The following is a 24,690-nucleotide window of genomic DNA, read 5'->3' as shown; positions in this document are numbered from 1 at the left end:
TGGTGGCGGTCAGCGAACTGCTGGACCGGTTGGATGTGATCGGGCTGCTCGATGGCGCGATCGGCCCAATCAAGGCCGGTGACTGCGGGGTGGGGGCCGGTGGGCTGCTGGTCGGGAACGCATCAACGCAGTTGGCGGGGCAGGATTTTTTGGTGGGGCTGGACCGCTACCGCGCTGATGCGGCCGGCCAAGCGCTAGCGCCGGTGCTCGGTTTGGCGTCGACCACCGCAGCCGGGGGAGGCGAGGCGATTCAACGAGCAGCGCTGGCGGGCGAGCGAATCGGGGCTGGCCGCGGTCACCGAGGCGATGCTGGCGCTGCTGCCCGCACAGCGCGCCGCCGCGCTGTGCGCGGACACGGCCACCATCGACATGGACGCCACCGATGTGCAGGTCGATGGCCGCACCAAGGACGGGGTCGACTACACCCACCAGGGCCAGAAGGCGGGCCGCCCGCAGGTGGCCTGCTGGGCGGAGATCCAGACCGAGCTGGCCGCCGACCTGGGCAGCGGGACCGACGACCCGCGCGCGGGCGCGGACAAACTGTTGGCGCGGGCGCTGGCCGCGCTGCCCGCGGCGTGTGCACCGCGGGCAGGTGCGGCTGCGCGCCGACGCCGGCTGCTTCGCCGCCCAGCTGGCCCGCGCCGCGCGCGCCGCGGGGATCGGGTTCGCGATCGCCGCCAACCGCCTCACCACCAGGTGGCGTGCCCTGGCCGGCATCGCCGAAACCGACTGGCACGACGCGATCGACATGCACCCCGCCCACGTCGGCGTCTCGGGCTATGCGCGCGCGGACTGGCCGGCGGGCACCCGGCTGCTGATCCGGCGGGTCCGCCTTGCCCCCGAGCAGGTCTGCGCCGACGTGCGCTCGCACCGGCGGCGCACCCTGCACCCCGAGCAGCCGGCGCTGCCACTGGACGAGCTCACCGACGCCGACGCTGACGCGATCTACGCCTGCATCGTTCATCGCGACCAACCTCGACGTGTCCACCCCTGGACAAGGCCGCCGCAGTCGAGCACTGCTACCGGCGGTGCGCTGCGGCAGCTACCCTCAGCAAACAAGCAGGTCAACACCGCCTGGATGGGGGGCGTGCTGCTGGCCGCCAACATCGCCGCCTGGTGCCACCAACTCACCGGCGTGCTCGGCGACGACGACGCTGCCATCATCGCCGGCCACGGCGTCCGCGGCGGCAAAGCCATGATCGCCACCCCGGCGCCACCGGGCAAACAGCCACGCCTGCACACTGGACCCGATCAACGATCCCCCCGAAAATCACCCGAAAATCAACTGCCCCGCTTACTCGCGGAATCGGGTCAGACAGCGGCCTGGACGCGGGCGGCGGCCGATTCCGGCATCGGCTCGTAGCGGACGAACGACCGGGTGAACGATGCCGCCCCGTGCCCCAGCGAGCGCAGGTCGATGGCGTAGCGCGTCAATTCCACCTGCGGCACCTCGGCTTTCACGACGGTGCGCTCGTTGCCCACGGTGTCGGTGCCGAGCACCCGCCCGCGCCGACCGGACAGGTCGCTCATCACCGCGCCGACCAGGTCGTCGGGCACCAGCACCGAGATCTCGTCGATCGGCTCGAGCAGAATCACCTTGGTCGCCGACGCCGCTTCCTTCAGCGCCAGCGAACCGGCCATCTGGAACGCGAAGTCCGACGAGTCGACGCTGTGCGCCTTGCCGTCCAGCAGCGTCACCCGGATGTCGACCACGGGGTAGCCGGCGAGCACGCCCCTCTCCATCTGTGCGCGAACGCCCTTTTCGACGCTCGGGATGAACTGCCGCGGCACCGCGCCGCCGACCACCTTGTCCACGAACTCGAAACCCGAGCCCTCCGGCAGCGGCTCCACCTCGACGTCGCACACCGCGTACTGGCCGTGCCCGCCGGACTGCTTGACGTGGCGGCCGTGGCCCTTGGCCTTGCCGGCGAACGTCTCCCGCAGCGGCACCCGCAGCTCCGCGGTGTCCACGGTGACGCCGTAGCGGTTGGCCAGGGCGTCGAGCACCACCCCGGCGTGCGCCTCGCCCATGCACCACAGCACCACCTGGTGGGTCTCGGGGTTCTGCTCGATCCGCAGTGTCGGATCCTCGGCGGCCAGCCGGCCCAACCCCACCGACAGCTTGTCCTCGTCGGTCTTGGCATGCGCCCGGATGGCGACCGGGAGCAGCGGCTCTGGCATGTTCCAGGGCTTGAGCACCAGCGGGTCGGCTTTGTCGGAGAGGGTGTCGCCGGTTTCGGCCCGGCTCAGCCGGCCGATCGCGCAGATGTCGCCGGCCAGCACAACCGGTGCGGGCCGCTGCTGCTTGCCCAGCGGGAACGACAGTGTGCCGATGCGTTCGTCCTCGTCGTGGTCGAGGTGGTTGCCGCCGCCGTCCTCACCGAAGAACGAGGTCGAATGGCCCGACACGTGCACCGTCGCGTCGGGCCTGATGGTCCCGGAGAACACCCGGACCAGGCTGACCCTGCCGACGTAGGGGTCCGAGGTCGTCTTCACCACCTCGGCCAGCAGCGGCGCGTCAGCATCGCAGGTCAGGCTGTTGCGCGCGGCACCCTGCGGGGTGAAGACCTCCGGCAGGGGGTGTTCCAGCGGGGACGGGAATCCGCGGGTGGCAATCTCGAGTAGTTCGACCGTGCCGACGCCGGTGTTGGCGCACACCGGGATCACCGGGAAGAACGATCCCCGCGCGACAGCCTTCTCCAGGTCGGCGACGAGCACCGCCTCGTCGATCGTCTCGCCGCCGAGGTAACGCTCCATCAGCGATTCGTCTTCGGACTCCTCGATGATGCCCTCGATCAGCGCGCCGCGGTGCGCCTCGACCTGCTCGGCGTAGGACGGGTCCGGCGGGTGCGTGGTCCGGGTGCCGCCGGTGTACTCATAGTGCGTCTGCGACAGCAGCCCGAGCAGGCCGTCGCCGGCGGGCAGGTACAGCGGTAAAACCTTGTCGCCGAACGCATCCTGTGCCGAGGTGAGCGCGTGGTGGTAGTTCGCGCGGGCATGGTCGAGCTTGGTGATCACCACCGCGCGCGGCATGCCGACGCGGCTGCACTCCTGCCAGAGCGACTTGGTCGGTTCGTCGACGCTTTCGTTGGCCGCGATCACGAACACCGCGCAGTCGGCGGCGCGCAGCCCGGCCCGCAGCTCGCCGACGAAATCGGCGTAGCCGGGGGTGTCGACGAGGTTGACTTTGACGCCGTCGTGGCACAGCGACGCCAGGGCCAGCCCCACCGACCGTTGCTGGCGGATCTCGGCTTCCTCGTAGTCGCAGACCGTGGTGCCGTCGGTGACCGAGCCGGGCCGGGACAGCACCCCGGAGGCCACCAGCAGCGCCTCGACCAACGTGGTCTTGCCGCCGCCGGACGGACCGACCAGCACCACGTTGCGCACCGCGGCCGGACTGTCCGCGGTGGGAGCGACTGCTGTGCCCTGATTCGCCTTGTCTGCCATGACGTGTGCTTCTCCTCGTGCCCCGCGTCGTTGCGTGTGCGTCCCCGGCCGCCGGAGGTAACTTTTCCCCTCACACCCACCCAGCACAAGACCGCAGGCCGGGTGCGAGTACGCCCGGCGCCGAGACCCGCGGTCAGGCGTGCCAGCTCTGCCAGTTTGTTACCGCGACGGCGATCACCGGACCGTTCAGCGAAACAGTCTGGTACTGAGGGTATTTCGCGCGCAGCAGCTGGTATGCGCGGTGCAACTCGGTGCCTTCGTGATGGATCTGCGCGACGCCGTCGACACGGACCCACCACAGCCCCGCCCAATCGTCGCTGTAGTGGTCGACGAGCATGCTCACGCGGGGGTTGCCCTCGATGTTGGCCAGCCGGCGCAGCCGCTGCGTGGACTTGCGCTTGGCGTCGACCGCGCTGTACACGACGTCGCCGCCGGAGTCGCCACCCCAGGCACCACCCGAGTCGCCGCCCAGCGCGAACACCACCGGCACCAGGTGCGGCGTTCCGCCGGGCCCGACGGTGGCCAGCCGTGCCACCGGTGCGCCCGCGAAGCCGGCTCGGGGGTCGAAGTCGACCACAGGGTCAGCGTAGGACCGCCACCCCGCTCGATGTGGTGTAAGTTTGCCGCGACGACGCGGCGGTTACTCCCCACCGCATGTCCATCCCGTATGCTGCGACCCCGTATGCTGCGACAATGCCGTCAACGGGGCTCTAACCCGTGCGGGAAACCAATGCAGGAGGTGACGTGATGAGCGGATCGCACCGCCGCGCGCCGCGGTGGTCGTCGCGGTTGCTCGGCCTGCTGACCGTCGTCGGGCTGGGTCTGGCCGCGGCGCCGGCGTACGCGTCGCCGGTGATGCCGCCCGGACTCAAAGACGCCCCGGCCGACCCGTTGCTGACGGTCGCCCAGGTCGGCCCGCAGATCGTCGACATCGACGCCAAGCTGGGCTACCAGAGCGCGGTGGGCGCCGGAACCGGCATCGTCATCGATCCGGGTGGCGTCGTGCTGACCAACAACCACGTGATCGCCGGCGCCACCGGACTCACCGCCCGCTCGATCGGCACCGGCCAGACCTATCCCGCGCAGGTGATCGGCTTCGACCGCAGCCACGACATCGCGGTGCTGCAGCTGGGAGGCGCCGGCGGGCTGCCGGTGGCCGACATCGGCGACTCGAACGCCCTCGCGGTCGGCGATCCGATCGTCTCGCTCGGCAACGCCGGCGGCGTCGGCGGCACACCCAGCGCCGTGGGCGGCCAGGTCACCGCCCTGAACCAGACCGTCTCCGCCGCGGACTCGCTGACCGGCAGCACGGAGACCCTCGACGGGCTGATCGAGGTCGACGCCGCGATCCGCCCCGGCGACTCTGGCGGGCCGATGGTCAACGCCGCCAACCAGGTGGTCGGCATGAACACCGCGGCGTCGGACAACTACCGACTCGGCCGCGGCGAGGGATTCGCGATCCCGATCAACGAGGCGATGGCGATCGCCGGGCAGATCCGCTCCGGCGCCGCGTCGCCGACCGTGCACATCGGCCCGACCGGGTTCCTCGGTGTGGGCGTGAACGACGTCCAGGGCGGTGGTGGCGCAGCGATCGCGCGAGTGGTGCCCAACGGTCCGGCCGCCCGGGCCGGCGTGACTCCGGGCGACGTGATCGTGTCGGTCGACGGCGCACCGGTGAACTCGCCTACCGCGCTGACGGATCTGCTTGACCAGCACCACCCCGGCGACGCGATTTCGCTGGGATTGCAGAACGGCGGCCCGGTCAGCATAGTGTTGGCGGACGGGCCGCCTGGCTGATCGGCGTGCGGCTCATCTGCGGCGATCAATTCGGTTGGCGCGTGCGGTTTTCGGTGTGCGGGTGGTGCAGGTAGCGTTGGGGACTTGACGACGCACAGGGCAGACCGGGACAGGGCAGACCGGGACAGGGCCGAGCACGCTCCTGCCCAGGGCAGCCACCTCGAAGCCGGCGTGGTCGAACACCCCACCGCCGACGACTTCGCCGGCGCCACCGCCCTGCCTGCCGACCCGACCTGGTACAAGCACGCCGTCTTCTATGAGGTGCTGGTGCGGGCGTTCTACGACGGCAACGCCGACGGGTCCGGCGACCTGCGCGGGCTGCTGGAGCGGCTGGACTACCTGCAGTGGCTCGGCATCGACTGCATCTGGTTGCCGCCCTTCTACGACTCCCCGCTGCGCGACGGCGGCTACGACATCCGCGACTTCTACAAGGTGCTGCCGGAGTTCGGCACCGTCGACGACTTCGTCGCGCTCGTCGACGCCGCGCACCGGCGGGGTGTGCGGGTCATCACCGACCTGGTGATGAACCACACCTCCGACTCCCATCCCTGGTTCCAGGAGTCCCGCCGCGATCCTGACGGCCCCTACGGCGACTACTACGTGTGGAGTGACACCAGCGAGAAATATGCCGGCGCCCGGATCATCTTCGTCGACACCGAGGAGTCGAACTGGACGTACGACCCGGTGCGCCGGCAGTTTTATTGGCACCGGTTTTTCTCCCACCAGCCGGATCTCAACTACGACAACCCGGCCGTGCAGGACGCGATGCTCGACGTGATGCGCTTCTGGCTCGGCCTGGGCATCGACGGGTTCCGGCTGGACGCCGTGCCGTACCTGTTCGAGCGGGAGGGCACCAACTCCGAGAACCTGCCGGAGACCCACGCGTTTCTGAAGCGGGTTCGCAAGGTGGTCGACGACGAGTTCCCCGGCCGGGTGCTGCTGGCGGAGGCCAACCAGTGGCCCAGCGACGTCGTGGAGTATTTCGGGGACCCGGGCACCGGCGGCGACGAATGCCACATGGCGTTCCACTTCCCGCTGATGCCCCGCATCTTCATGGCGGTCCGCCGCGAGTCGCGGTTCCCGATATCGGAGATCCTGGCGCAGACGCCGCCCATCCCCGGCCTGGCCCAGTGGGGGATTTTCCTGCGCAACCACGACGAGTTGACCCTGGAGATGGTCACCGACGACGAACGCGACTACATGTACGCCGAGTACGCCAAGGACCCGCGGATGAAGGCCAACGTCGGGATCCGCCGCCGGCTGGCGCCGCTGCTGGAGCAGGACCGCGACCAGATCGAGCTGTTCACCGCGCTGCTGCTGTCGCTGCCCGGCTCACCGGTGCTGTACTACGGCGACGAGATCGGCATGGGCGACGTCATCTGGCTGGGCGACCGGGACGGGGTGCGCACGCCGATGCAGTGGACACCGGACCGCAACGCCGGTTTTTCCACCGCCAACCCCGGCCGGCTCTACCTGCCGCCCAGCCAGGACCCGGTCTACGGCTATCAGGCCGTCAACGTGGAGGCCCAGCGCGACACGTCGACGTCGCTGCTGAACTGGACGCGCACGATGCTGGCGGTGCGGCGGCGCCACCACGCGTTCGCCGTCGGGACGTTCGAGGAGATGGGCGGATCCAACCCGTCGATGTTGGCCTACATTCGCCAGGCCGACGACGACGTGGTGCTCTGCGTGAACAACCTCTCCCGCTTCCCGCAGCCTATCGAGCTGAACCTGCAGCACTGGAACGGCCACATCCCGGTCGAGTTGACCGGGCAGGTGCTGTTTCCCCGCGTCGGCCACCTGCCCTATCTGCTGACGCTGCCGGGACACGGGTTTTACTGGTTCCAGTTGCGCGAATCCGAGGAGACGCTATGAACTCGCCGGCCGATCTGCCGTGGACGGACTGGCTTCCGCTGCAACGGTGGTACGCCGGGCGCGACCGCGAGCTCGTCACGGTGGGGCCGGGCGTCGTGGTCGCACTGCGCGACGACGTCGACGTCGTGCTGCTCGACGTCGGTTACGCCGACGGCTCCGCGGAGCGCTACCAGGTGATCGTCACCTGGGACTACGGGCCGGTGTCGGAGTTCAGTGCCGTCGCGACCATCGGTGTCGACAACGACCGCACCGCCTGCGACGCGCTGTACGACCCGGCCGCGGCGCGGGTGCTGCTGTCGTTGATGGACTCGTCGGCCGTGTGCGGCTCGGCCGCCGCGCAGGTGCGGTTCGCCAAGGAGCCCGGCGTCACCCTCCCGCGCGACGCGGCCCCCCGGGTGTCGGACGCCGAGCAGAGCAACACCAGCGTGATCTTCGATCGCGACGTGATCCTCAAGGTGTTTCGCCGGGTCAGCGGCGGCGTCAACCCCGACATCGAGCTCGGCAGGGTGCTCAGCCGTGCCGGCAACCCGCACGTGGCCCGGCTGCTGGGCAGCTACGAACTCGCGCTGGCCGACGGGCCGTGCGCGTTGGGTGTGGCGACCGAGTACGAGGCGAACGCGGCCGAAGGGTGGGCGATGGCCACCGCCAGCGTGCGCGACCTGTTCGCCGAAGGTGACCTTTACGCCTACGAGGTCGGCGGCGACTTCGCAGGCGAGTCGTTCCGGCTCGGCGAGGCGGTCGCTGCGGTGCACGCGACGCTGGCGCAGACGCTCGGCACGTCGACGGCGACGTTCCCGGTCGACGTCGTGCTGGCGCGGCTGGCGTCGACGGCGGCGACGGTGCCCGGGCTGGCGCCCTACACCGCGGCCGCCGAGCGGCGCTTCCGCGACCTGGCCGGCGAGACGGTCACCGTGCAGCGGGTGCACGGTGACCTGCATCTGGGCCAGGTGCTGCGCACGCCGGAGACGTGGCTGCTGATCGACTTCGAAGGCGAGCCGGGCCAGCCGTTGCCCGAGCGGCGCGCCCCGGACTGCCCGTTGCGCGACGTGGCCGGCGTGCTGAGGTCCTTCGAGTACGCCGCCCACGGGCCGCTGCTCGACCAGTCCGCCGACAAGCAGCTCGCCGCCCGCGCTCGCGAGTGGATCGAGCGCAACCGCAGCGCGTTCTGCGACGGCTACGCGGCGGTGTCGGGCGTAGACCCCCGCGACTCGGCTCTGTTGCTGGCGGCCTACGAGTTGGACAAGGCGATTTACGAGGCCGGGTACGAGTCCCGTCATCGGCCCAGTTGGCTGCCCATCCCGCTGCGTGCCATAGCCCGGCTGACGGCCGGCTAGACGAATGATTCCGAGCAAGGGGTCGCGGGCCGCGCGATTGCGCCTGGTTCGATAGGAAGCGTTCATCCAGGTTTGCGACGCGACGCGGCTCCGGAGAGGATTCTCACGTGCCGGCCACCACGTTCGACAGCGAGGCACGGTTGTCGTGGGTGCTGGCCGGGCTGGCGGGGGTGTTGGGCGCGACGGCGTTCGTGCATTCCGCCGGATACTTCGTGACCTTCATGACCGGTAACGCGCAGCGCGCGGTGCTGGGGTTCTTCAGCGGCGACCGCGGGCTGGCGGCGGCGGCGGCGCTGCTGATGGTCTCGTTCGTCGCCGGCGTGGTGGTCGCCTCGCTGTGTCGGCGGCATTTCTGGGTGGCCCATCCGCACGGGCCGACGGTGCTGACGACGCTGTCGCTGGTGACCGCGACCGTGCTCGACATCGTGTTCAGCGGATGGTCGGTCCGCCAGGTCTCGTTCGTCCCGATCGTGGTGGTGGTCTTTGGTATCGGCGCGCTGAACACGTCGTTCGTGGCGAACGGCGAGGTTTCGATCCCGTTGAGCTACGTGACCGGGACGCTGGTGAAAATGGGCCAGGGTATCGAACGCCACGTCAGCGGCGGGACACTGGCCGACTGGCTGGGCTACTTCCTGCTGTTTTCGAGCTTCGTCGCGGGCGCCGCGGCCGGCGGCTGTATCAGCCTGGTGGTCAACGGGCCGCAGATGCTGCTGGCGGCCAGCGCTGTGTGCGCGCTCACCACGGGGTACACCTACTTCCATGCCGACCGGCGGGCGTTGCTGGGTTCTTCGGACTAGCCGGCCGCGGCGGCCACCACGATGTCCACTGCCGCCTCGATGACGGTGTCGTCGGGGACGGTGCCGAACATCAGCGACGGGCACGCGACGACACCGGAGAGCATGGACACCGCCGCTTCCAGCCGCGCGCCGTGAAAAGACTCCTCGAGGATGGCGCGGATCGGTCGCTGACCTTTGGTATTGATGTCGTCTCTGATGTGTCGCATCGTGTCGACCGTCGCCCACTGGGCCATCGCGGAGAGCACGCGGTCGAGCCGAAGGTCGAGCACGGCCTGGCGGAACAGGGTGAGCTGCCCGATCAGATCGGCGCGCAGATCGCCGGTCCGCGCGTGCTGCTGCACGTCGCCGAAGGCCTCCAGCGCGAGGGCGGCCAGATCGAAACGCGACGGCCAGTGCGTGTAGACGGTGGTTTTCGAGTACCCAGCCCGCTCGGCGACCCGCGCGTGGGTGAGCGCCTCGGCACCCTCGTGGATCAGCACGCTGCGGGCCGTGCGTGCAACGTCGGCGCGGGTGCGGACGATCCGGGCGTCAGTGCTTGCCGGGGCTGTCGTGTCGCTGTGGCCGGGAATGCACGCCTCCTGATGCCGGTGATGCCGTCGCTGCACCGCAACGGTAGCCGATGGAAGACATGATCAAAAGTTGATCAGATGAACACTAGTGTACAGATTATCCTATACTGTACGGTATGTTCAGCACTACTCGTTCAGTGCTGTTTGTCCCGCTCAGTCCAGCCAACGTCGCTCAAAGGTGAGAGATGATCCCTGATCAACTGACCCAGTCCCAGTTCAACACCGTCTACAACGTGCTCTCGTTCTCGATCGCCGCGCAGTTGTTCACCGCGATCTTCCTGCTCTCGGTCCAGCCCCGGGTGTTGGCCCGCTACCGGCAGGCCGTGGTGATCTCCGCCATCGTGTGCGGCATCGCCGCCTACCACTACTTCCGTATCTTCGATTCGTTCCGGGCGGCGTTCGTCACATCCGCGCAGGGTGGCCGTGGCACCTACGTGCAGGCGGCAGGCGAGTCGTTCAACGAGGGCTACCGCTACGTCGACTGGCTGCTCACGGTGCCGCTGTTGCTGACCGAGCTGGTCGTCGTCTTGGCGCTGGCCCGCAAGCTTCAGACCTCGCTGTTGTACCGGCTGATTCCGGCGTCGGCGCTGATGATCGCACTCGGTTACCCGGGCGAGGTCAGCGGTGAGAACGGGCTGCGCAACCTCTTCGGTTTGCTGTCCACCATCCCGTTCCTCTACATCTTGTACGTGCTGTTCGTGGAGCTGACCCGCTCGCTGGACCGGCAACCTGCGGGTGTGCGCAGCACCGTAAGCGGTCTTCGGTTCCTGCTGCTCGCCACCTGGGGGGTCTACCCGCTCGCGTACATCATTCCGCTGTACGCATCGTCCTCCGGGGCGGCTGCGTGGGTTGCCAAGCAAGGCGCCTACTCCGTCGCCGACATCCTGGCCAAGTGTTTGTACGGCCTGCTCATCTACAAGATCGCCCGGCTGAAGTCCGACGCCGACGATCCCGCCTTCGCCGGCGAAGAGGGCATGCACGGCGACGGCGAAACCCTGTCCTCGATCAGGAGCGGCACAGCAGCCACGCCCGCGGCGTGACGGCACGCGGCCGGGCTTGCCGGTGACGTTCTGCTCCCTCCGGTCGGCTGCCGACCCGCTGGCGGTTGCCGCCGGCGGGTCGCGCCTGCTGATGTGGTCAGCGGTGGCCGTCATGGGCGGGACGTCAGTCGGCATGCCGGCCGTGCCTGCGCCGCTCGTGCTGCTCGGTGCCGCGCTGGGTCTGGTGGCCGGCATTCCGCACGGCGCCGCCGATCATGTGCTGGCCGTCCGGGTGGCCGGCGGCAGGTCCCTCGCGGTGGTGGCGGCGGTCTACGCCGGCGCGACCGCCGTGGTCTGGGCGCTGCTGGAGTGGGCAGGCCTGATCGCGCTGATCGCGGTCGTGGCGCTGAGTGCTGTGCACTTCGGCCTCGGGGAACTCGAATTCACGCGTCACCACACCGGGTGGCGACCGCCGTCCCTGGCGGCCGTGTCGATCGCGATCGCCGGATCCGGAGCGTTGCTGCTGCCGCTGGCTCGCTGCGGCGACCAGCTCGGTGCGGTGGCCGACGCCGTCTCGCCGGGCCTGGTGCTCGTGGTCGCCGACTCGTCGGTGCGCATCGTGCTGCTGTCGCTGTGGCTGCTGGCGGCCGTTGTCGCGGTCATCTCCTCGCTGCGCTCGGATCACCCGGGCGTCGCCCTCGACGTCGCCACGATCGGCGCGCTCGGCCTGCTGGTGCCGCCGCTGGCGGCCTTCGCGGTGTGGTTCGGCGGCTGGCACGCGCTGCGGCACTGCGCGCGGATGATGACCATCGAGCCAGGTTGCGCCGCCCTGGTCAGCCGGGGCCGGCTACGGTCTGCGGTGCTGCGGCTGGCCCGGCTCGCCGCGCCGCCGTCAATCGCGGCCGTGGCGACGCTGGCCGCCGTGGTCTGCCTGAGCGTGACGGCGTCGACGCCGGTCGCGCTGCTCGCGGAGCTGGTGCGGATGCTGTTGGCATTGACGGTGCCGCACATGCTCGTCGTGCTCTGGGTCGACCGGGACGCCGACCGCCGGGCGATGCTGACCGCTCGGGAGTAACCGTCAGCCGCCCGACGGCGGGCCGGGTCAGGCGGCGTTCGGTGCGGCGAGGAGGACTCGCTGGATGTCGGGCTTCATCGCTGCCAGTTGCTGGTTCCAGTAACCCCAGTCGTGTGTTCCGTTGGCGGGGAAGTTGAACACACCGTTGGTGCCGCCCGCGGCCAGGTAGTTGTTCTGGAAGGACTGGTTGGTGCGCAGGGTGAACGTCTCCAGGAACTTGGCCGGCATGCTGTCGCCGCCCAGCTCGTTGGGGGTGCCGTTGCCGCAGTAGACCCAGATCCGGGTGTTGTTGGCGACGAGCCGCGGGATCTGCAGCATCGGGTCGTTACGCTTCCACGCCGGGTCGCTGGTCGGACCCCACATGCTGTTGGCGTTGTACCCGCCCGAGTCGTTCATCGCCAGGCCGATCATCGTCGGCCACCAGCCCTCGGAGGGGTTCAGAAAGCCCGACAGCGATGCCGCGTAGGGGAACTGCTGGGGGTAGTAGGCGGCCAGGATCAACGCCGAGCCACCCGACATCGACAGGCCCACCGCGGCGTTGCCGGTCGGCGAGACACCCTTGTTGGCCTGCAGCCAGGCCGGCATCTCCCGGGTCAGGAACGTCTCCCATTTGTAGGTGTAGTTCTGGCCGTTGCCCTGCGACGGCTGATACCAGTCGGTGTAGAAGCTCGACGTGCCGCCGACCGGCATGATCACCGACAGGCCCGACTCGTAGTACTCCTCGAACGCCGGGGTGTTGATGTCCCAGCCGTTGTAGTCGTCCTGGGCGCGCAGACCGTCGAGCAGGTAGACCGAGTGCGGGCCGCCGCCCTGGAACTGCACCTTGATGTCGCGGCCCATGGACGGCGACGGCACCTGCAGGTATTCGACTGGCAGGCCCGGCTTGGAGAAAGCCCCCGCGATCGCCGAGCCGCCGACTGCGCCGACCAGACCGGGCAACAGGGCCGCTCCCAATGCCGCGATAGTCAGTCGGCGTGGCAAACGCGTTGCTGCACCGCGTAACTTCTCAACGAACTTCATAGCTCCTTACCATCCCAACTCTCATCAGCCGCACACCGCGGACGAATAGCTTTCTGTCGCAGTCAAACACAGCCATATGCCGTCGTGAGGTTTCCGGCGCGGGGTGTGGCGTCGCGGTTGGCTAACGATTAGGCGTCGACGGGGACTCGCGAGATAACGAGCACGCTTCTACGTGCGCTTTTCAGGCTGCTGACACGAAACAGCCAGCAGCGCAATTATTTCCGCATGACCTAGGCGACCAGGCGTCGCACCAGGGCCGACGCGGTCGCGACGCCGACAACCGGTGCCGCCACCAACACGGCAATACCGGCTGGATGGAAGGGGGTGCCGATCAGCAGCGCCCTCAGCGCGTCGACCTCGTAGCTGAGCGGGTTGACGGTACTGACGACGCGCAGCCACGCCGGCATCACGTCAACCGGATAGAGCGCGTTGGACGCGAAGAACAGCGGCATGGTGATGGCCTGGCCGATGCCCATCAGGCGATCGCGGTTGCGCACCAACCCGGCCAGTGTCATGGAAAGGCAGGAGAAAAACGCCGCGCCGAGCACGACTATCGCCGTCGCCGCCAGAATCCGCAGCGGATTGACGGTCAGGCCCACACCCATGAGATAGGTCAGGGCCAGCACGCCGACGACTTGCGCGACTGCTCGCACTCCCGCCGCGAACGCCTTGCCGGTAATCAGCGCGGACGCCGGTGCGGGCGTCACCAGGAGTTTGGCCAGCACGCCGGCATCCCTGTCCCAGATGATCTGGATGCCGTAGAAGATCGAAATGAACAGCGCCGACTGAGCGATGATGCCCGGCGCCAAGAACGCCACATAGGAAACCGATCCGGTGTCGATGACGTGCAAGTGGCTGAACGTGCTGCCGAAGATCAGCAGCCACAGCGCCGGTTGCACCATGCGGGCGAGGAGTTCGGTTCGGTCATGACGCAGCTTCTGTATCTCGACGATCGCGAACGCGGCGACCTGTTGCGTTGCGGCGCCGGCCCGCCGCCATCGGTGTGGGGCGCGCAGCCAGCCCGCGTCGACGGCGGGCTCAACCGACACGGCGAATAACCCTTCTGCTGGAACGGATTTCACGGATCCCCTGCGCTGGTTCGCGGTTGTCCAGGTCGGTGCCCGCGTAGTGGCGGAACACGTCCTCGAGGGTGGCATCCGGGCAGAGGGTCGACTTCAGTTCACCGGGTGCCCCCACCGCCCGCAAAGTGCCGTGGTTCATGAGCGCGACGCAATCGCATAACGTGTCGGCCTCCTGCATGTAGTGGGTGGTCAGCAGCACCGTCATGCCGAAGTCGGCCTGCAGGTTGCGCACCTGGGTCCAGACGCCGTCTCGCGCGATGGGATCGAGTCCGACCGTGGGCTCGTCCAGCACCAGCAGGGACGGCCGGTTGACCAGTGCTTGCGCGAGTTCCAGCCGGCGCACCATGCCGCCGGAATACGTGCCAGCCGGCCGGTCGGCGGCCTCGCGCAGTCCCATGGCGTCGAGGGCTTGGTCGACACGTTCGGCGCGGTGCGCGCGGGGAACTGCGTACAGCCGCGCGAACCACTCCACGTTCTGCCGGCCGGTCAGTGCCGGCTCAATCGACAGTTGTTGTGGCACATAGCCGATGGTGCGCCGGATGTCGAGGGCGTCGCGGCGGGCGTCCATGCCGAAGATGTACAGTTCGCCCTCTTGCGGTGGCGTCAAGGTGGTGAGTAGGCGCACCACGGTGGTCTTGCCGGCGCCGTTGGGCCCCAGCAGGCCCATTGTCTCGCCCGGGCGGACCTGCAACGTCATGTCGGAGACGGCGGTGAACTGGCCGTAGCGGTGGGTCAGGTGCCGGCAGTCGATCGCCGGCGGGGCCGTCCCGCTCATGGTCTTCGCTTCTGCAGCATCCGGGTCATCTCGTCAAGGACCTCCAATCCGCCTGTCAGCGCGGCAATCTGATCGTCTTCGAGCTCGCCGAGCACCTCGGCGAGCAGCACCCGTCGCGCCGCGGCCGAGGCATCGACAATCTGCTGGGCCGCCGCGGTGGGCCACAACCGGCACACGCGGCGGTCGGTGGGGTCGACGTCACGGTCGACCACGCCGTTGTCGACGAGCTTGGACACCAGGGTCGAGGCGGTGTTCGCCACCAGCCCGAGTTCGGCGGCGGCCATGCTGACCGAGATCCCGGGGCGGCGGGCGACCACCCACAACAGCTCGGTGTGCGACTCCGACAGCGCCCCGGGTGGGCTGCCGATCCCGGCTGATCGGCGCAGCTGGCGCCGCAACCGCCGCAGGACGCTCGACAGGTCGGCGGCCAGATCGGTCGGTGCGGTCACCGCACGATAATACCTCTGTATGCGAGCTATCTTGTGAGCGGCAGGCACGGCCTGAGGGCACGGCGCGTGCCGTGCCGTGGCACGATGCTGGCATGCGCGCCTTCGAGTCAGTCGCCGATCTCACCGCCGCCGCCGGCCAGGAACTGGGGCAGAGCTCCTGGGTGACGATCACCCAGGACGACGTCAACCTGTTCGCCGACGCGACCGGGGACCACCAATGGATTCATGTCGACCCCGAACGGGCGGCCACGGGGCCCTTCGGCACGACGATCGCCCACGGCTTCCTCACGCTGTCCCTGCTGCCGCGGCTGACGCACGAGATCTACACGGTGAAAGGCGTCACGCTGTCCATCAACTACGGCCTGAACAAGGTGCGCTTCCCCGCTCCGGTGCCGGTCGGCGCCAGGGTGCGGGCGAAGAGCTCCCTGGTCGACGTCGAGGACCTGGGCAACGGCGCCGTGCAGGCGACGGTGTCGACCGTCATCGAGATCGAGGGGTCGGCCAAGCCGGCGTGTGTCGCGGAGAGCGTCGCGCGCTTCGTCAGCTGAGCCTTCAGAACTCGACGACGGCGTGTTCGATTCGCTCAGCCAGCCGGGCCTGCGCCGCGGCCCGCCGGGTCGGCAGGTGCGCCGACGGGAAAAGCGTTGACACCGGCTGGTATTCGCGCAACGTGCGGCGGGCCACCGTCATCTTGTGCAGTTCGGTGGCGCCGTCGGCGATGCCCAGCGACTCCGCGGCCACCATCATCTTGACGAACGGCATCTCGTCGGAGACCCCGAGCGCGCCGTGCAGGTGCATGGCGCGCTGCACGACGTCGTGCAGCACCGCCGGCATCGCCACCTTCACCGCGGCGATGTCGCGGCGCACCTTCTGGTAGTCGTGGTGCTTGTCGATCAGCCAGGCGGTGCGCAAAACCAGCAGCCGGAACTGCTCGATCTGAATCCAGCTGTCGGCGACCTTCTCCTGGGTCATCTGCAGATCGGCCAGCGGACCGAACCGGGTCTGCCGGGACACCGCCCGCTCGCACATCATGTCGAAGGCCAGCCGGGCCAGCGCGATGGTGCGCATGGCGTGGTGGATGCGGCCGCCGCCGAGGCGGGTCTGCGCGATCGCGAAAGCCCGCCCCTCGCCGCCGAGCACATGATCGGCCGGCACCCGCACATCGGTGTAGCGGATGTAGCCGTGGCTGGCGTGCCCGGACTCGGTGCCCACCCCGACGTTGCGCAGGATCTGCACGCCCGGGGTCTCGGCCGGGACAATGAACAGCGACATCTTCTCGCGGGTGCGGGCCTCGGGTTTGGTGACGGCCATGACGATGAAGAAGGACGCATGCCGGGCGTTGGAGGAGAACCACTTCTCCCCGTTGATCACCCACGAGTCGCCGTCGCGCTCCGCGCGGGTGACGAACAGGCCCGGATCCGAGCCACCCTGCGGCTCGGTCATCGAGTAGCAGGAGCTGATCTCCCCGTCCAGCAGCGGCTGCAGGTAGCGGGTCTTCTGTTCGTCGGTGCCGAACATCGCCAGGATCTCGGCATTGCCCGAGTCGGGCGCCTGGCAGCCGAAAACCGAAGGCGCCCAACGGGAACGCCCGAGGATTTCGTTGAGCAGCGCGAGCTCCACCTGGCCGTAGCCCTGGCCGCCGAGTTCGGGCCGCAAGTGCGCGGCCCACAGCCCCTGGTCCTTGACCCGCTGCTGCAGCGGCCGCAGCAGCGCCATCATCTCGGCGTTCTTCTTGTCGTACGGGTCGAGAGGCACCAGGTCGAGCGGCTCGACGTCGTCGACCATGAAACCGGCAACCCAGTCCAGCTTCTGCTGGTAGTCGGGTTCTGTCTCGAAGTCCCACATGGTTGGCCTCTCCGGTTGTTCCCGACGGTACATCGTGGCGAACGCCAGGGTGCGTGCCCGGGCATGCGGTGCTCGTCGACGTCGCTATCGGCGAAATTTCGCCGATAGCGGCAACAATGACCAATAATGACGGGACAGCCTTCAGGGGCCGTCACACTTGCCGTTCGCACGCAGACGTTTAGGAGGGGGCGGAATGTTTCGACATGTCGGGGTGAGTTCGCCGCCGGGGGGGCGAGCCGGCGGCGACCGCGGCACAGACGAAATCCCCGCGCCGAGGGGTACTGTCACGTGATGATTCCGCGGCTTCACCTCTCGCGGCCGGCGATCGTCATGCCGACCGCGGCTCTGGATAACGACGCGGTGCTGGCGCGCGTCCGCGCGGCGTTCCGCGGCGCGGCCACCGAATGGGACCCGATCGAGCAGGGCATCCGTTACGTTTTCGACCGGTGCAACACGAAAGTCCGCTACATCGAAGGCGACCCTGCGCTCTCGCCCGGTGAGTTCGCGTCGCGCGCCGCCACCGCCTGCTTCCGGCAGAACGGGGTGGCCGCATCCGAGATCGACCTGCTGGTCTACGGCGGGATCGCTCGCGACGCGTTCGAGCCCGCGACCGCGGCCGAAGTGGCGGGGCGCCTCGGCGCGAAGCCGCTGCACGCCATGGACGTGACCTGCGCCTGCGCCGGGCTGATCGAGGCGCTGCACGTGGTCGCGGGCTACTTCGCTCTGCACGACGAGCTTCAGACGGCGCTCGTCTGCGCGGGCGAGCTGACCCGCGACCGGCTCAGCTACGACATCCAGTCGCTCGAGGATGTCGCGGTCCGCGCAGCCGGCCTGACGCTGGGCAACGCCGCCGCCGCGTTGCTGGTGTCGCGCCGTCCGCTGCCGGCGGGCAGCGCACGGCTGGTGGGGTTGCGGCACACGACGCTCTCCGAGCACCATGCCCTCTGCCGAGCGCCCGTCGACGGGTATTTCACGTCGCACTCCAAAGAGCTGTTCGCGCTCGCCGTCCACGTGCCGCCCGAGGTCCGCCGCCTTGTCGAGGCCGCCGGATGGTCGCCGCAAGAGGTCGACCACTACGCCTTCCACCAGCCCAGCGAGGCGATCCTGACACGGGTCCTCACCGAGCTCGACGCCAAGCCCCGGGCGTGTGTGCACACGCATTCGCTGTACGGAAACACCGCGAGCACCTCGTGGGCTGTCGCGCTCGACCACCGCCTGCGGCAGGGAGCCGTCCGGGCCGGCGACAAGATCGTCCTGGCAAGCGCCGCGGCCGGCTTCACGATCGTGGGCGCCGCCGCGGTGTGGGACGGCTGAATGCCGCGTCACCTGCGCCTCTACCGGACGATCACCACGACGTTCGGCTTGTGGCTGCGGCCGGTCGGCGCGTTTCTGCTGCTGCAGGTGCGGCAGGTCATCTCGGCGGCGACCCTCGGCCTCGACCACCTCGTCTACCCGCGCCACCGCAAGCAGACGCTCGACCGGCCGATCTTCATCATCGGCAATCCGCGCAGCGGCACCACGTTCCTGCACCGGCTGCTGCTCGGAGCCGGCGGGATGGCGGCCTTCGAGCTGTGGGAGATGCTCTTCCCGGCCATCACCGCGCGCAAGCTGCTGGGCGGCGTCGTCCCGCGGCTCGGGCGGCTGTCGCCTGCGCGCTACCATCCCTCGGACGTGCACGACACGAGCCTGCGCGGCATCGAGACCGACGACGTGCTGTGGTTCTTCCGCACCCTCGACGGACCGTTCGCCTGGGCGTACTTCCTGGCCTGGCAGGACACCTGGGGCAGCGAGCTGTCGCGGCGCAGCTTCGGGATCGGCGGCGTGGCGCCGCGCGACGAGAAGCGCTTCTTCGCCTACCACGAGGCGTGCTGGCGACGGAACCTGGCGTTCAAACATGCTGACCGCATCCTGGTCAAGTCGAGCATGCTCACCTTCCGCCTAGACGCGCTGCTGCGGCGCTACCCCGACTGCCGCCTCGTGTACGTCGTCCGCGACCCGGTCGAGGTGATCCCGTCTGGCATGTCACTGCTGGCCGGCGTGCTGGAGAACGGGTACGACGTGTGGAACCGCACCCGCGAGGACGACCAGCGGCGGTGGCTGGAGAACCTTTACCAGGCGTCGTGCTCGATGCTCAGCTCCTTCCACGACGCACACGGGTCCGGTCTCGTTCCCCAGCGGAACCTGTGCGTGGTGCGCTACCCCGATCTCCTGGAGAACCTGCAGCCGACGATCGCACGGATCCTCGACTTCGTCGAAGTCGAGCCCACCGCGGCCTTCCTGGAAGAGGTCCGGGAGCAGGCCGAACGCCAGCGCGCCTACACCAGCCGCCACGAGCATTCGCCCGAGCAGTTCGGCCTGACCGCCGAGCGCATCCGAAGCGACCTCGGGTTCGTCTACGACATGCTCGGGTCGCCCTGATGGCTCGCCCGCGTATCGCCTGCGCCGTGGGTGCGGCTGTCGGTGGGCTGTTGGGCGCCGCGTCACTCCCCGTCGCCGTCGCCGACGACTACACCATCGTGGCTGACCCTGATTCCATTGAGGCTGTCACCGGAATCTACGAAATAGAGGGCCTGACCCTGCCGGTGAAGGAGGGCAGCGTTCAGGGACAACAGCTGTTCGACGTCGACAACACAACCGTCGGGAGCACGACGAGCCCGGATGTGGTCGGGATCTTCGATGCCGACGAGGCCACCGTGCCGTCCTCGGGCGGCTACCAGGTAATCTTGGTGACGTCTGACCTAGCGGGCACTCCGGGCGCCGCCGCCGGGGACGTGCCGCCGGTCGGCTCGGTGTTCGCCACCGTCAGCCTCGGTCACGGCTTCGAGAACGTCTACTCCGACCTCGCGTCGACGACACCCGGCGGGGACGTGATCTCGGATACCCTGGTGACCCCCTTCGGCCAGTTCAGCATTCCGATCCCGTTCGACGCAGCAGCGGGTATCGCCGCCGATTCGCTGAGCGCCGCGTTCCCCGTCGCCGGCGGATACGACATCGTTCCTGATCCTGCGTCCACCGAAAAGCTCGCCGCAATAGCCGGCGTTCCGCCGTTGGACGTCACCGTCGGGGGATATGAGCGGTTCGACCTTGACGGCCCGACCGCTGCTACGGGGCCGGATGTGGTCGGGACCTTCGACACCGAGGAGACCGACACCTCGGACATCTTCGGCAATTACACCCAGGCACTGCTGGTGACCGCCGACGTGTCGGGCACCCCGGGCACCGCCGCCGGCGACGTGCCACCGGTCGGCTCGGTGTTCAACACCCTCAGCAGCATCATTCCCGGTGTCGAGAACGTCTACTCCGACCTGGCGTCGACGACACCCGGCGGGGACGTGATCTCGGATGTCCTGGTGACCCCCTTCGGGCAGCTGCGCATTCCGATGACGTTCGACGCAGCCGCGGGTATCGCCACCGACTCGCTGAGCACCGCCGACCCCGTCGCCGGCGGCGACGAGATCGTTCCTGATCCCGCGTCGAACGAACAGTTCACCGGCATCAACGGACTGCCGCCTTTGGACGTCGTCGTGCAGGGCCATCAGCTGTTCGACGTCGACGCCGCCGGCACGCAGCCGGACGTGGTCGGGACCTTCGCGGCCGACGAGGCCAACGCGTCGGATATCGTCGGCATCTCCACCCGGACGCTGCTCGTCACCTCCGACCTCTCGGGCACCGCGGGCACCGCGGCCGGAGACGTTCCGGCGGTCGGCTCGATGTTCGAGACTCTCACCCTCGGCGACAGCGGCTTCGGGAACGTCTACTCCGACCTCGCCTCGACGACACCCGGCGCGGACGTGATCTCGGATACGCTGGTGACTCCGTTCGGGGACTTCGCCATTCCCTCCACCCTCGACCCTGCCGCGGTGCTCGCCGATGATTCGTTCGTGACGCTCCCCTGAGGCCGCTCGCGCTGTCCGAGGGGACGCGGGCGTTAGCCTGGCGATGTGGCGATCGAGGTGCGCCCCGCGGGCAAAGTCGATATCCGCGGGTTGTCGCAGACCCTGGGTCGGGCGTTCTTCGACGATCCGGTGAGCATGTGGATGCTGCCCGACGACGGGCGCAGACGCGCGCAGCTAAGCCGGCTGTTCGCGATCCTGACCCGGCACCATCATCTGGCCGGCGGCGGCGTGCAGGTGGCCTGCGACGGACCGACACTTGGTGCGGCCGCGCTGTGGGATCCGCCGAACCGCTGGAAGCAGTCCCGCCGCGCGCAGCTGGTGACGGCGCTGCCGCTGTTTCGCGCCTTCGGGTTTCGTGCCGCGGCCGCGCGTGGCGCGATGGCGACGATCAGCCGTGACCACCCCGAGGAACCGCACTGGTACCTCGCCGTGATCGGAAGCGAACCCGCATTGCGCGGCAAAGGTTTCGGGCAGGCGTTGCTGCGGTCGCGGCTGGACCGGTGCGATGCCGAGCACTGTCCCGCGTACCTGGAGTCGAGCAAAGTCGACAACGTGCCGTACTACCAACGTTTCGGCTTCGAGGTGACCGGTGAGATCGCGCTGCCCGGCGGCGGCCCGACGCTGTGGCCGATGTGGCGCCCGGCGCGGTAGCCGCCGTGACCCGGCCCGTGCCGCGTCCCGGTGCTACGGGGCGCTGCGCCAACCGTCGACTCCGACCACGATCATCCGCAACTGCTTGACCGCGGTCCGGCGGATCTCGTCGAGCGCCTCGGCGCTCTTGGCGTCCTCGATCGCCTCGGCGATGGCGATCATCGAGTTGACGAACAGCGTCGCCAGCACGGTGAGGTCCTCGGTGCTCCAGGCGTTCAGGCCGGGGAACCGGGCGAGGTCGGTGGCCAGTTCGGAGGTGATCAGCCGGAACTCGGTGTGGATGGCGTAGCGCAGCACCGTCACACCGCTGGAACGCTCCCGGCCGATGAACCGCCAATGCTCGCGACGTTCGGCGACGCTGGCCACCACGATGTCGACGGACGACTCGATCACCCGGTTGGGGTCGAGCTTGCCCGCGCGTGCGCCGCGCAGCATGTCGCGCAGCGTCCGGAACGACTCGTCGATGAGAACCAGGCCGAGCGCCTCCATCGACTCGAAGTGGCGGTAGAACGCCGCGGGCACGATCCCGGCCTCGCGCGTCACCTCCCGCAGGCTCAGCCCGCTGAAGCTGCGGTCGTCGAGCAGCTTGAGCGCGGCGGCGACGATGGCACGCCGGGTCGCCTCCTTGCGCTCCTCGCGGGAAGGGCTGTCCGGGGTGCCGGCCCGGTCCGGCCGCCGCGACCGTGATCTGGGCGTACGGGTGTTCACTGTGTGAAGCCTACTACAGAGCAGCGGAAACACTTGACGAACTGGGATATCACACCACACTGTGTACACATGTTCACTCAAACTTTGACGCGGCGGGTGCTGGGCTCCGACCTGGTGGATCTGCTCACCGGTCCGCACGGCGTCGACCGCTACACCGAGCTGGTCACCCCGACCTGGACGCGGGGGGAGGCCCGGGCCAAGGTCGTCGACGTGTGGCGCGGCACGCCGCGCAGCGTCACCCTGGTCCTGGCGCCCAACGCGGCGTTGCGCCACCCGGTCGCGGCCGGCCAGTACGTCAACCTCGTCGTGGAGATCGACGGCCGCCGGCACACCCGGTGCTATTCGCCGGCCAATGCGCAGCGGGCCCGCCATCTGGAGTTGACCATCGCGCGTCACGACGGCGGCCTGGTCTCGACGTACCTGTACCGGCACGCCCGCCGCGGGATGGTGGTCGGCCTGGCCGGTGCCGGCGGCGACTTCGTGCTGCCGGATGGACACACGCAGCCGCGGCCGCAGCGCATGCTGTTCGTCTCCGGCGGCAGCGGTATCACGCCCGTGCTGGCGATGCTGCGCACGCTGGTCGCCGAGCGGCACGACGGCGAGCTCGCATTCGTCCACTACGCCCGGACTCCGGCCGAAGCCTGCTACCGCGACGAGCTCGCCGCGATGACCGGTGTGCGGGTGCTGCACGGCTACACCCGATCCGGTTCCGGCGATCTCGACGGCCGGTTCGGGCCGGACCACCTGGCCGCGGCGATGCCGGAGCCGGACGCGGTATTCGTCTGCGGCCCAACAGCGTTGGCCGACGCGGTGCGAAGGCACTGCGCGAACGTCCACACCGAGAACTTCGTGGCACCGGCATTCGAGATTCCCGCCACCTCGTCGGGTGGGCGAGTACGTTTCGCCGACAGCGGGATTGACGTGGCCGACGACGGCCGCCCGCTGCTGGAGCAGGCCGAGTCGGCCGGTCTGAACCCGGACAGCGGATGCCGGATGGGCATCTGCCACACCTGCACCCGCCGGAAGACCTCCGGTGTGGTGCGCAACCTGACCACCGGAGCGGTCTCGACCGCCGCCGACGAGGACATCCAGATCTGCGTGTCCGCCCCCGTCGGCGACGTCGAGATCGCCCTGTAGGCCCGAAGGAAAACCCTTTAGGCCCTGAAGGAAAAGCCTGTAGGCCCCGAAGGGAAAGCCTGTAGGCCCCGAAGGGAAAGCCATGACACAGAACACGATCACCCTGACCCCCGAACAGGCCGACGCGTTCGGCCGCGAACTCGACGCCATCAGGCAGCGCGTGATGTCCGAGCTGGGCCAGCGCGACGCCGACTACATCCGCCGCGTCATCAAGACCCAGCGGGCACTCGAAATCGGCGGCCGAGCAATGCTGTTCGCCGGGATCCTGCCGCCGGCCTGGCTGGCCGGCACCGCCATGCTGGCGGTGTCGAAGATCCTCGACAACATGGAGATCGGCCACAACGTCATGCACGGCCAGTACGACTGGATGCGTGACCCGTCGATCTGCGGCCGCACCTTCGAGTGGGACACGGCCTGCCCGGCCGACCAGTGGCGGCACTCGCACAACTACATGCATCACACCTACACCAACATCGTGGGCATGGACCGCGACATCGGGTACGGCATTCTGCGGATGAGCGACGACCAGCCCTGGCGGCCCTACTATCTGGGCAACCCGGTCTACGCCTTCCTGCTGATGGTGTTGTTCCAGTACGGCGTGGCGCTGCACGAGCTGGAAAGCGAGCGAATCCGCGACGGCGAGATCACCCTGGCCGACAAACGCAATGTCCTGCAGGGCATCTGGCGCAAGACCCGCCGCCAGCTGGGCAAGGACTACGTCGCCTTTCCGCTGCTGGCCGGGCCGTTCGCCCCGGTGGTCTTCGCGGGCAACCTCACGGCCAACCTGACCCGCAACGTCTGGTCCTACATGATCATCTTCTGCGGCCACTTCCCGGACGGCACCCGTGAGTTCTCCGCCGAGGAGGCGCAGAACGAGTCGCGCGGCATGTGGTATCACCGCCAGGTCCTCGGCTCGGCAAACCTGACCGGCGGCAAGCTGTTCCACCTGATGTCGGGCAACCTGTCGCACCAGATCGAGCACCACCTGTTCCCCGACATGCCGGCACACCGTTACGCCGAGATCGCGCCCGAGGTGCGCGAGATCTGCCGGCGTTACGGCATCCCGTACAACTCGGGCCCGCTGCCCGCGCAGTTCGCCACCGTGGTGCGCAAGATCGTGCGGCTGAGTCTGCCGGGCCCTTGGCGCGTCACCGCCGCGGCAACCTCGCCGGCCGACTAGGGCGTGTCTCCCATATTTTTGGGTGTTGACCAGCCAGGATTGGCTGGTGACGCGGATTGGTGTGATTTCTGAT

At 68.9% G+C, this 24,690-nt stretch carries 23 protein-coding genes; 14 read left to right on the top strand and 9 right to left on the bottom strand.

What is annotated here, in order from left to right; all coding sequences use genetic code 11:
- Nucleotides 1–592 precede the first annotated feature (592 nt).
- Nucleotides 593–1,363, top strand: a complete 771-nt coding sequence (locus ABDW21_RS08565) for a hypothetical protein (protein WP_343601060.1) — start codon at nt 593–595, stop codon at nt 1,361–1,363.
- On the opposite strand, the gene ABDW21_RS08560 is transcribed toward ABDW21_RS08565, so the two are convergent.
- Both ABDW21_RS08560 and ABDW21_RS08555 read right to left on the bottom strand, forming a co-directional pair.
- A complete protein-coding gene (locus tag ABDW21_RS08560) occupies nt 1,312–3,447 on the bottom strand; it encodes an elongation factor G-like protein EF-G2 (RefSeq protein ID WP_343601061.1) in 2,136 nt (711 codons plus the stop codon). The genes ABDW21_RS08565 and ABDW21_RS08560 overlap by 52 nt on opposite strands.
- A gap of 133 nt (nt 3,448–3,580) precedes the next feature.
- A complete protein-coding gene (locus tag ABDW21_RS08555) occupies nt 3,581–4,024 on the bottom strand; it encodes a TIGR03668 family PPOX class F420-dependent oxidoreductase (RefSeq protein WP_343601062.1) in 444 nt (147 codons plus the stop codon).
- 170 nt (nt 4,025–4,194) lie between these two features.
- Here ABDW21_RS08555 and ABDW21_RS08550 point away from each other — a divergent pair, with 170 nt between their 5' ends.
- The 4 genes from ABDW21_RS08550 to ABDW21_RS08535 all read left to right on the top strand — a co-directional run bounded on the left by ABDW21_RS08550 (nt 4,195) and on the right by ABDW21_RS08535 (nt 9,250).
- The gene (locus tag ABDW21_RS08550) at nt 4,195–5,244 is read left to right on the top strand and encodes a trypsin-like peptidase domain-containing protein (RefSeq protein ID WP_343601063.1); all 1,050 of its coding nucleotides are present in this window, start codon (nt 4,195–4,197) and stop codon (nt 5,242–5,244) included.
- 84 nt (nt 5,245–5,328) lie between these two features.
- Nucleotides 5,329–7,119 (top strand): maltose alpha-D-glucosyltransferase, encoded by a 1,791-nt coding sequence (gene treS, locus ABDW21_RS08545; RefSeq protein ID WP_343601064.1) that lies wholly within the window; start codon nt 5,329–5,331, stop codon nt 7,117–7,119.
- The gene (locus tag ABDW21_RS08540; protein ID WP_343601065.1) at nt 7,116–8,453 is read left to right on the top strand and encodes a maltokinase; all 1,338 of its coding nucleotides are present in this window, start codon (nt 7,116–7,118) and stop codon (nt 8,451–8,453) included. The genes treS and ABDW21_RS08540 overlap by 4 nt, the downstream gene beginning before the upstream one ends.
- Before the next feature lie 107 nt (nt 8,454–8,560).
- Nucleotides 8,561–9,250, top strand: coding sequence for a YoaK family protein (locus tag ABDW21_RS08535; RefSeq protein ID WP_343601066.1), 690 nt, complete (start codon nt 8,561–8,563; stop codon nt 9,248–9,250).
- Here ABDW21_RS08535 and ABDW21_RS08530 read toward each other — a convergent pair.
- Nucleotides 9,247–9,855, bottom strand: coding sequence for a helix-turn-helix domain-containing protein (locus ABDW21_RS08530; protein ID WP_343601067.1), 609 nt, complete (start codon nt 9,853–9,855; stop codon nt 9,247–9,249). The two genes, ABDW21_RS08535 and ABDW21_RS08530, sit on opposite strands and share 4 nt — an antisense overlap.
- Before the next feature lie 149 nt (nt 9,856–10,004).
- Here ABDW21_RS08530 and ABDW21_RS08525 point away from each other — a divergent pair, with 149 nt between their 5' ends.
- Together ABDW21_RS08525 and ABDW21_RS08520 are read left to right on the top strand one after the other, a co-directional pair.
- A complete protein-coding gene (locus ABDW21_RS08525) occupies nt 10,005–10,859 on the top strand; it encodes a bacteriorhodopsin (RefSeq protein WP_343601068.1) in 855 nt (284 codons plus the stop codon).
- Between the two features lie 112 nt (nt 10,860–10,971).
- Nucleotides 10,972–11,874 (top strand): beta-carotene 15,15'-dioxygenase, Brp/Blh family, encoded by a 903-nt coding sequence (locus tag ABDW21_RS08520; protein ID WP_343601069.1) that lies wholly within the window; start codon nt 10,972–10,974, stop codon nt 11,872–11,874.
- 27 nt (nt 11,875–11,901) lie between these two features.
- On the opposite strand, the gene ag85C is transcribed toward ABDW21_RS08520, so the two are convergent.
- The 4 genes from ag85C to ABDW21_RS08500 all read right to left on the bottom strand — a co-directional run bounded on the left by ag85C (nt 11,902) and on the right by ABDW21_RS08500 (nt 15,200).
- Nucleotides 11,902–12,894 carry a diacylglycerol acyltransferase/mycolyltransferase Ag85C gene (ag85C, locus tag ABDW21_RS08515; protein WP_343601070.1) on the bottom strand — a complete coding sequence of 331 codons (993 nt, stop codon included), beginning with the start codon at nt 12,892–12,894 and terminating at the stop codon, nt 11,902–11,904.
- Nucleotides 12,895–13,124: 230 nt separating this feature from the next.
- Nucleotides 13,125–13,943 (bottom strand): ABC transporter permease, encoded by an 819-nt coding sequence (locus ABDW21_RS08510; RefSeq protein ID WP_343601071.1) that lies wholly within the window; start codon nt 13,941–13,943, stop codon nt 13,125–13,127.
- Nucleotides 13,933–14,751 (bottom strand): ATP-binding cassette domain-containing protein, encoded by an 819-nt coding sequence (locus ABDW21_RS08505; RefSeq protein ID WP_343601072.1) that lies wholly within the window; start codon nt 14,749–14,751, stop codon nt 13,933–13,935. The genes ABDW21_RS08510 and ABDW21_RS08505 overlap by 11 nt, the downstream gene beginning before the upstream one ends.
- Complete coding sequence (locus tag ABDW21_RS08500) at nt 14,748–15,200, bottom strand: MarR family winged helix-turn-helix transcriptional regulator (protein WP_343601073.1); 453 nt, start codon at nt 15,198–15,200, stop codon at nt 14,748–14,750. The genes ABDW21_RS08505 and ABDW21_RS08500 overlap by 4 nt, the downstream gene beginning before the upstream one ends.
- Before the next feature lie 92 nt (nt 15,201–15,292).
- On the opposite strand from ABDW21_RS08500, the gene ABDW21_RS08495 reads away from it, so the two are divergent.
- Nucleotides 15,293–15,748, top strand: coding sequence for a MaoC family dehydratase (locus ABDW21_RS08495; RefSeq protein WP_343601074.1), 456 nt, complete (start codon nt 15,293–15,295; stop codon nt 15,746–15,748).
- A gap of 4 nt (nt 15,749–15,752) precedes the next feature.
- Here the strand turns inward: ABDW21_RS08495 and ABDW21_RS08490 are convergent, their stop codons facing one another.
- Entirely contained in the window at nt 15,753–17,045 is a 1,293-nt protein-coding gene (locus ABDW21_RS08490) for an acyl-CoA dehydrogenase family protein (protein WP_343601075.1), read from the bottom strand.
- A 291-nt stretch (nt 17,046–17,336) separates the two neighbouring features.
- Between ABDW21_RS08490 and ABDW21_RS08485 the strand changes: the two genes are divergently transcribed.
- The 4 genes from ABDW21_RS08485 to ABDW21_RS08470 are packed head-to-tail and all read left to right on the top strand — an operon-like array spanning nt 17,337 to nt 21,592.
- Nucleotides 17,337–18,359 (top strand): 3-oxoacyl-[acyl-carrier-protein] synthase III C-terminal domain-containing protein, encoded by a 1,023-nt coding sequence (locus ABDW21_RS08485; protein WP_343601076.1) that lies wholly within the window; start codon nt 17,337–17,339, stop codon nt 18,357–18,359.
- A complete protein-coding gene (locus tag ABDW21_RS08480) occupies nt 18,360–19,463 on the top strand; it encodes a sulfotransferase (protein ID WP_343601077.1) in 1,104 nt (367 codons plus the stop codon).
- A gap of 26 nt (nt 19,464–19,489) precedes the next feature.
- Nucleotides 19,490–20,941, top strand: coding sequence for a hypothetical protein (locus ABDW21_RS08475; protein WP_343710310.1), 1,452 nt, complete (start codon nt 19,490–19,492; stop codon nt 20,939–20,941).
- A gap of 45 nt (nt 20,942–20,986) precedes the next feature.
- Nucleotides 20,987–21,592 carry a GNAT family N-acetyltransferase gene (locus ABDW21_RS08470; protein ID WP_343601080.1) on the top strand — a complete coding sequence of 202 codons (606 nt, stop codon included), beginning with the start codon at nt 20,987–20,989 and terminating at the stop codon, nt 21,590–21,592.
- Between the two features lie 33 nt (nt 21,593–21,625).
- On the opposite strand, the gene ABDW21_RS08465 is transcribed toward ABDW21_RS08470, so the two are convergent.
- Complete coding sequence (locus ABDW21_RS08465; protein ID WP_343710309.1) at nt 21,626–22,300, bottom strand: TetR family transcriptional regulator; 675 nt, start codon at nt 22,298–22,300, stop codon at nt 21,626–21,628.
- A 69-nt stretch (nt 22,301–22,369) separates the two neighbouring features.
- On the opposite strand from ABDW21_RS08465, the gene ABDW21_RS08460 reads away from it, so the two are divergent.
- Nucleotides 22,370–23,437, top strand: a complete 1,068-nt coding sequence (locus ABDW21_RS08460; RefSeq protein WP_343601082.1) for a ferredoxin reductase — start codon at nt 22,370–22,372, stop codon at nt 23,435–23,437.
- Between the two features lie 82 nt (nt 23,438–23,519).
- Nucleotides 23,520–24,617, top strand: coding sequence for an acyl-CoA desaturase (locus ABDW21_RS08455; protein WP_343601083.1), 1,098 nt, complete (start codon nt 23,520–23,522; stop codon nt 24,615–24,617).
- Nucleotides 24,618–24,690 lie beyond the last annotated feature (73 nt).

The sequence above is a fragment of the Mycobacterium sp. genome, from assembly GCF_039583805.1.
Taxonomy (GTDB): Bacteria; Actinomycetota; Actinomycetes; order Mycobacteriales; family Mycobacteriaceae; genus Mycobacterium.
Note: the sequence above shows the minus strand (reverse complement) of the source record. Positions and strands in the feature narration are given on the sequence as shown.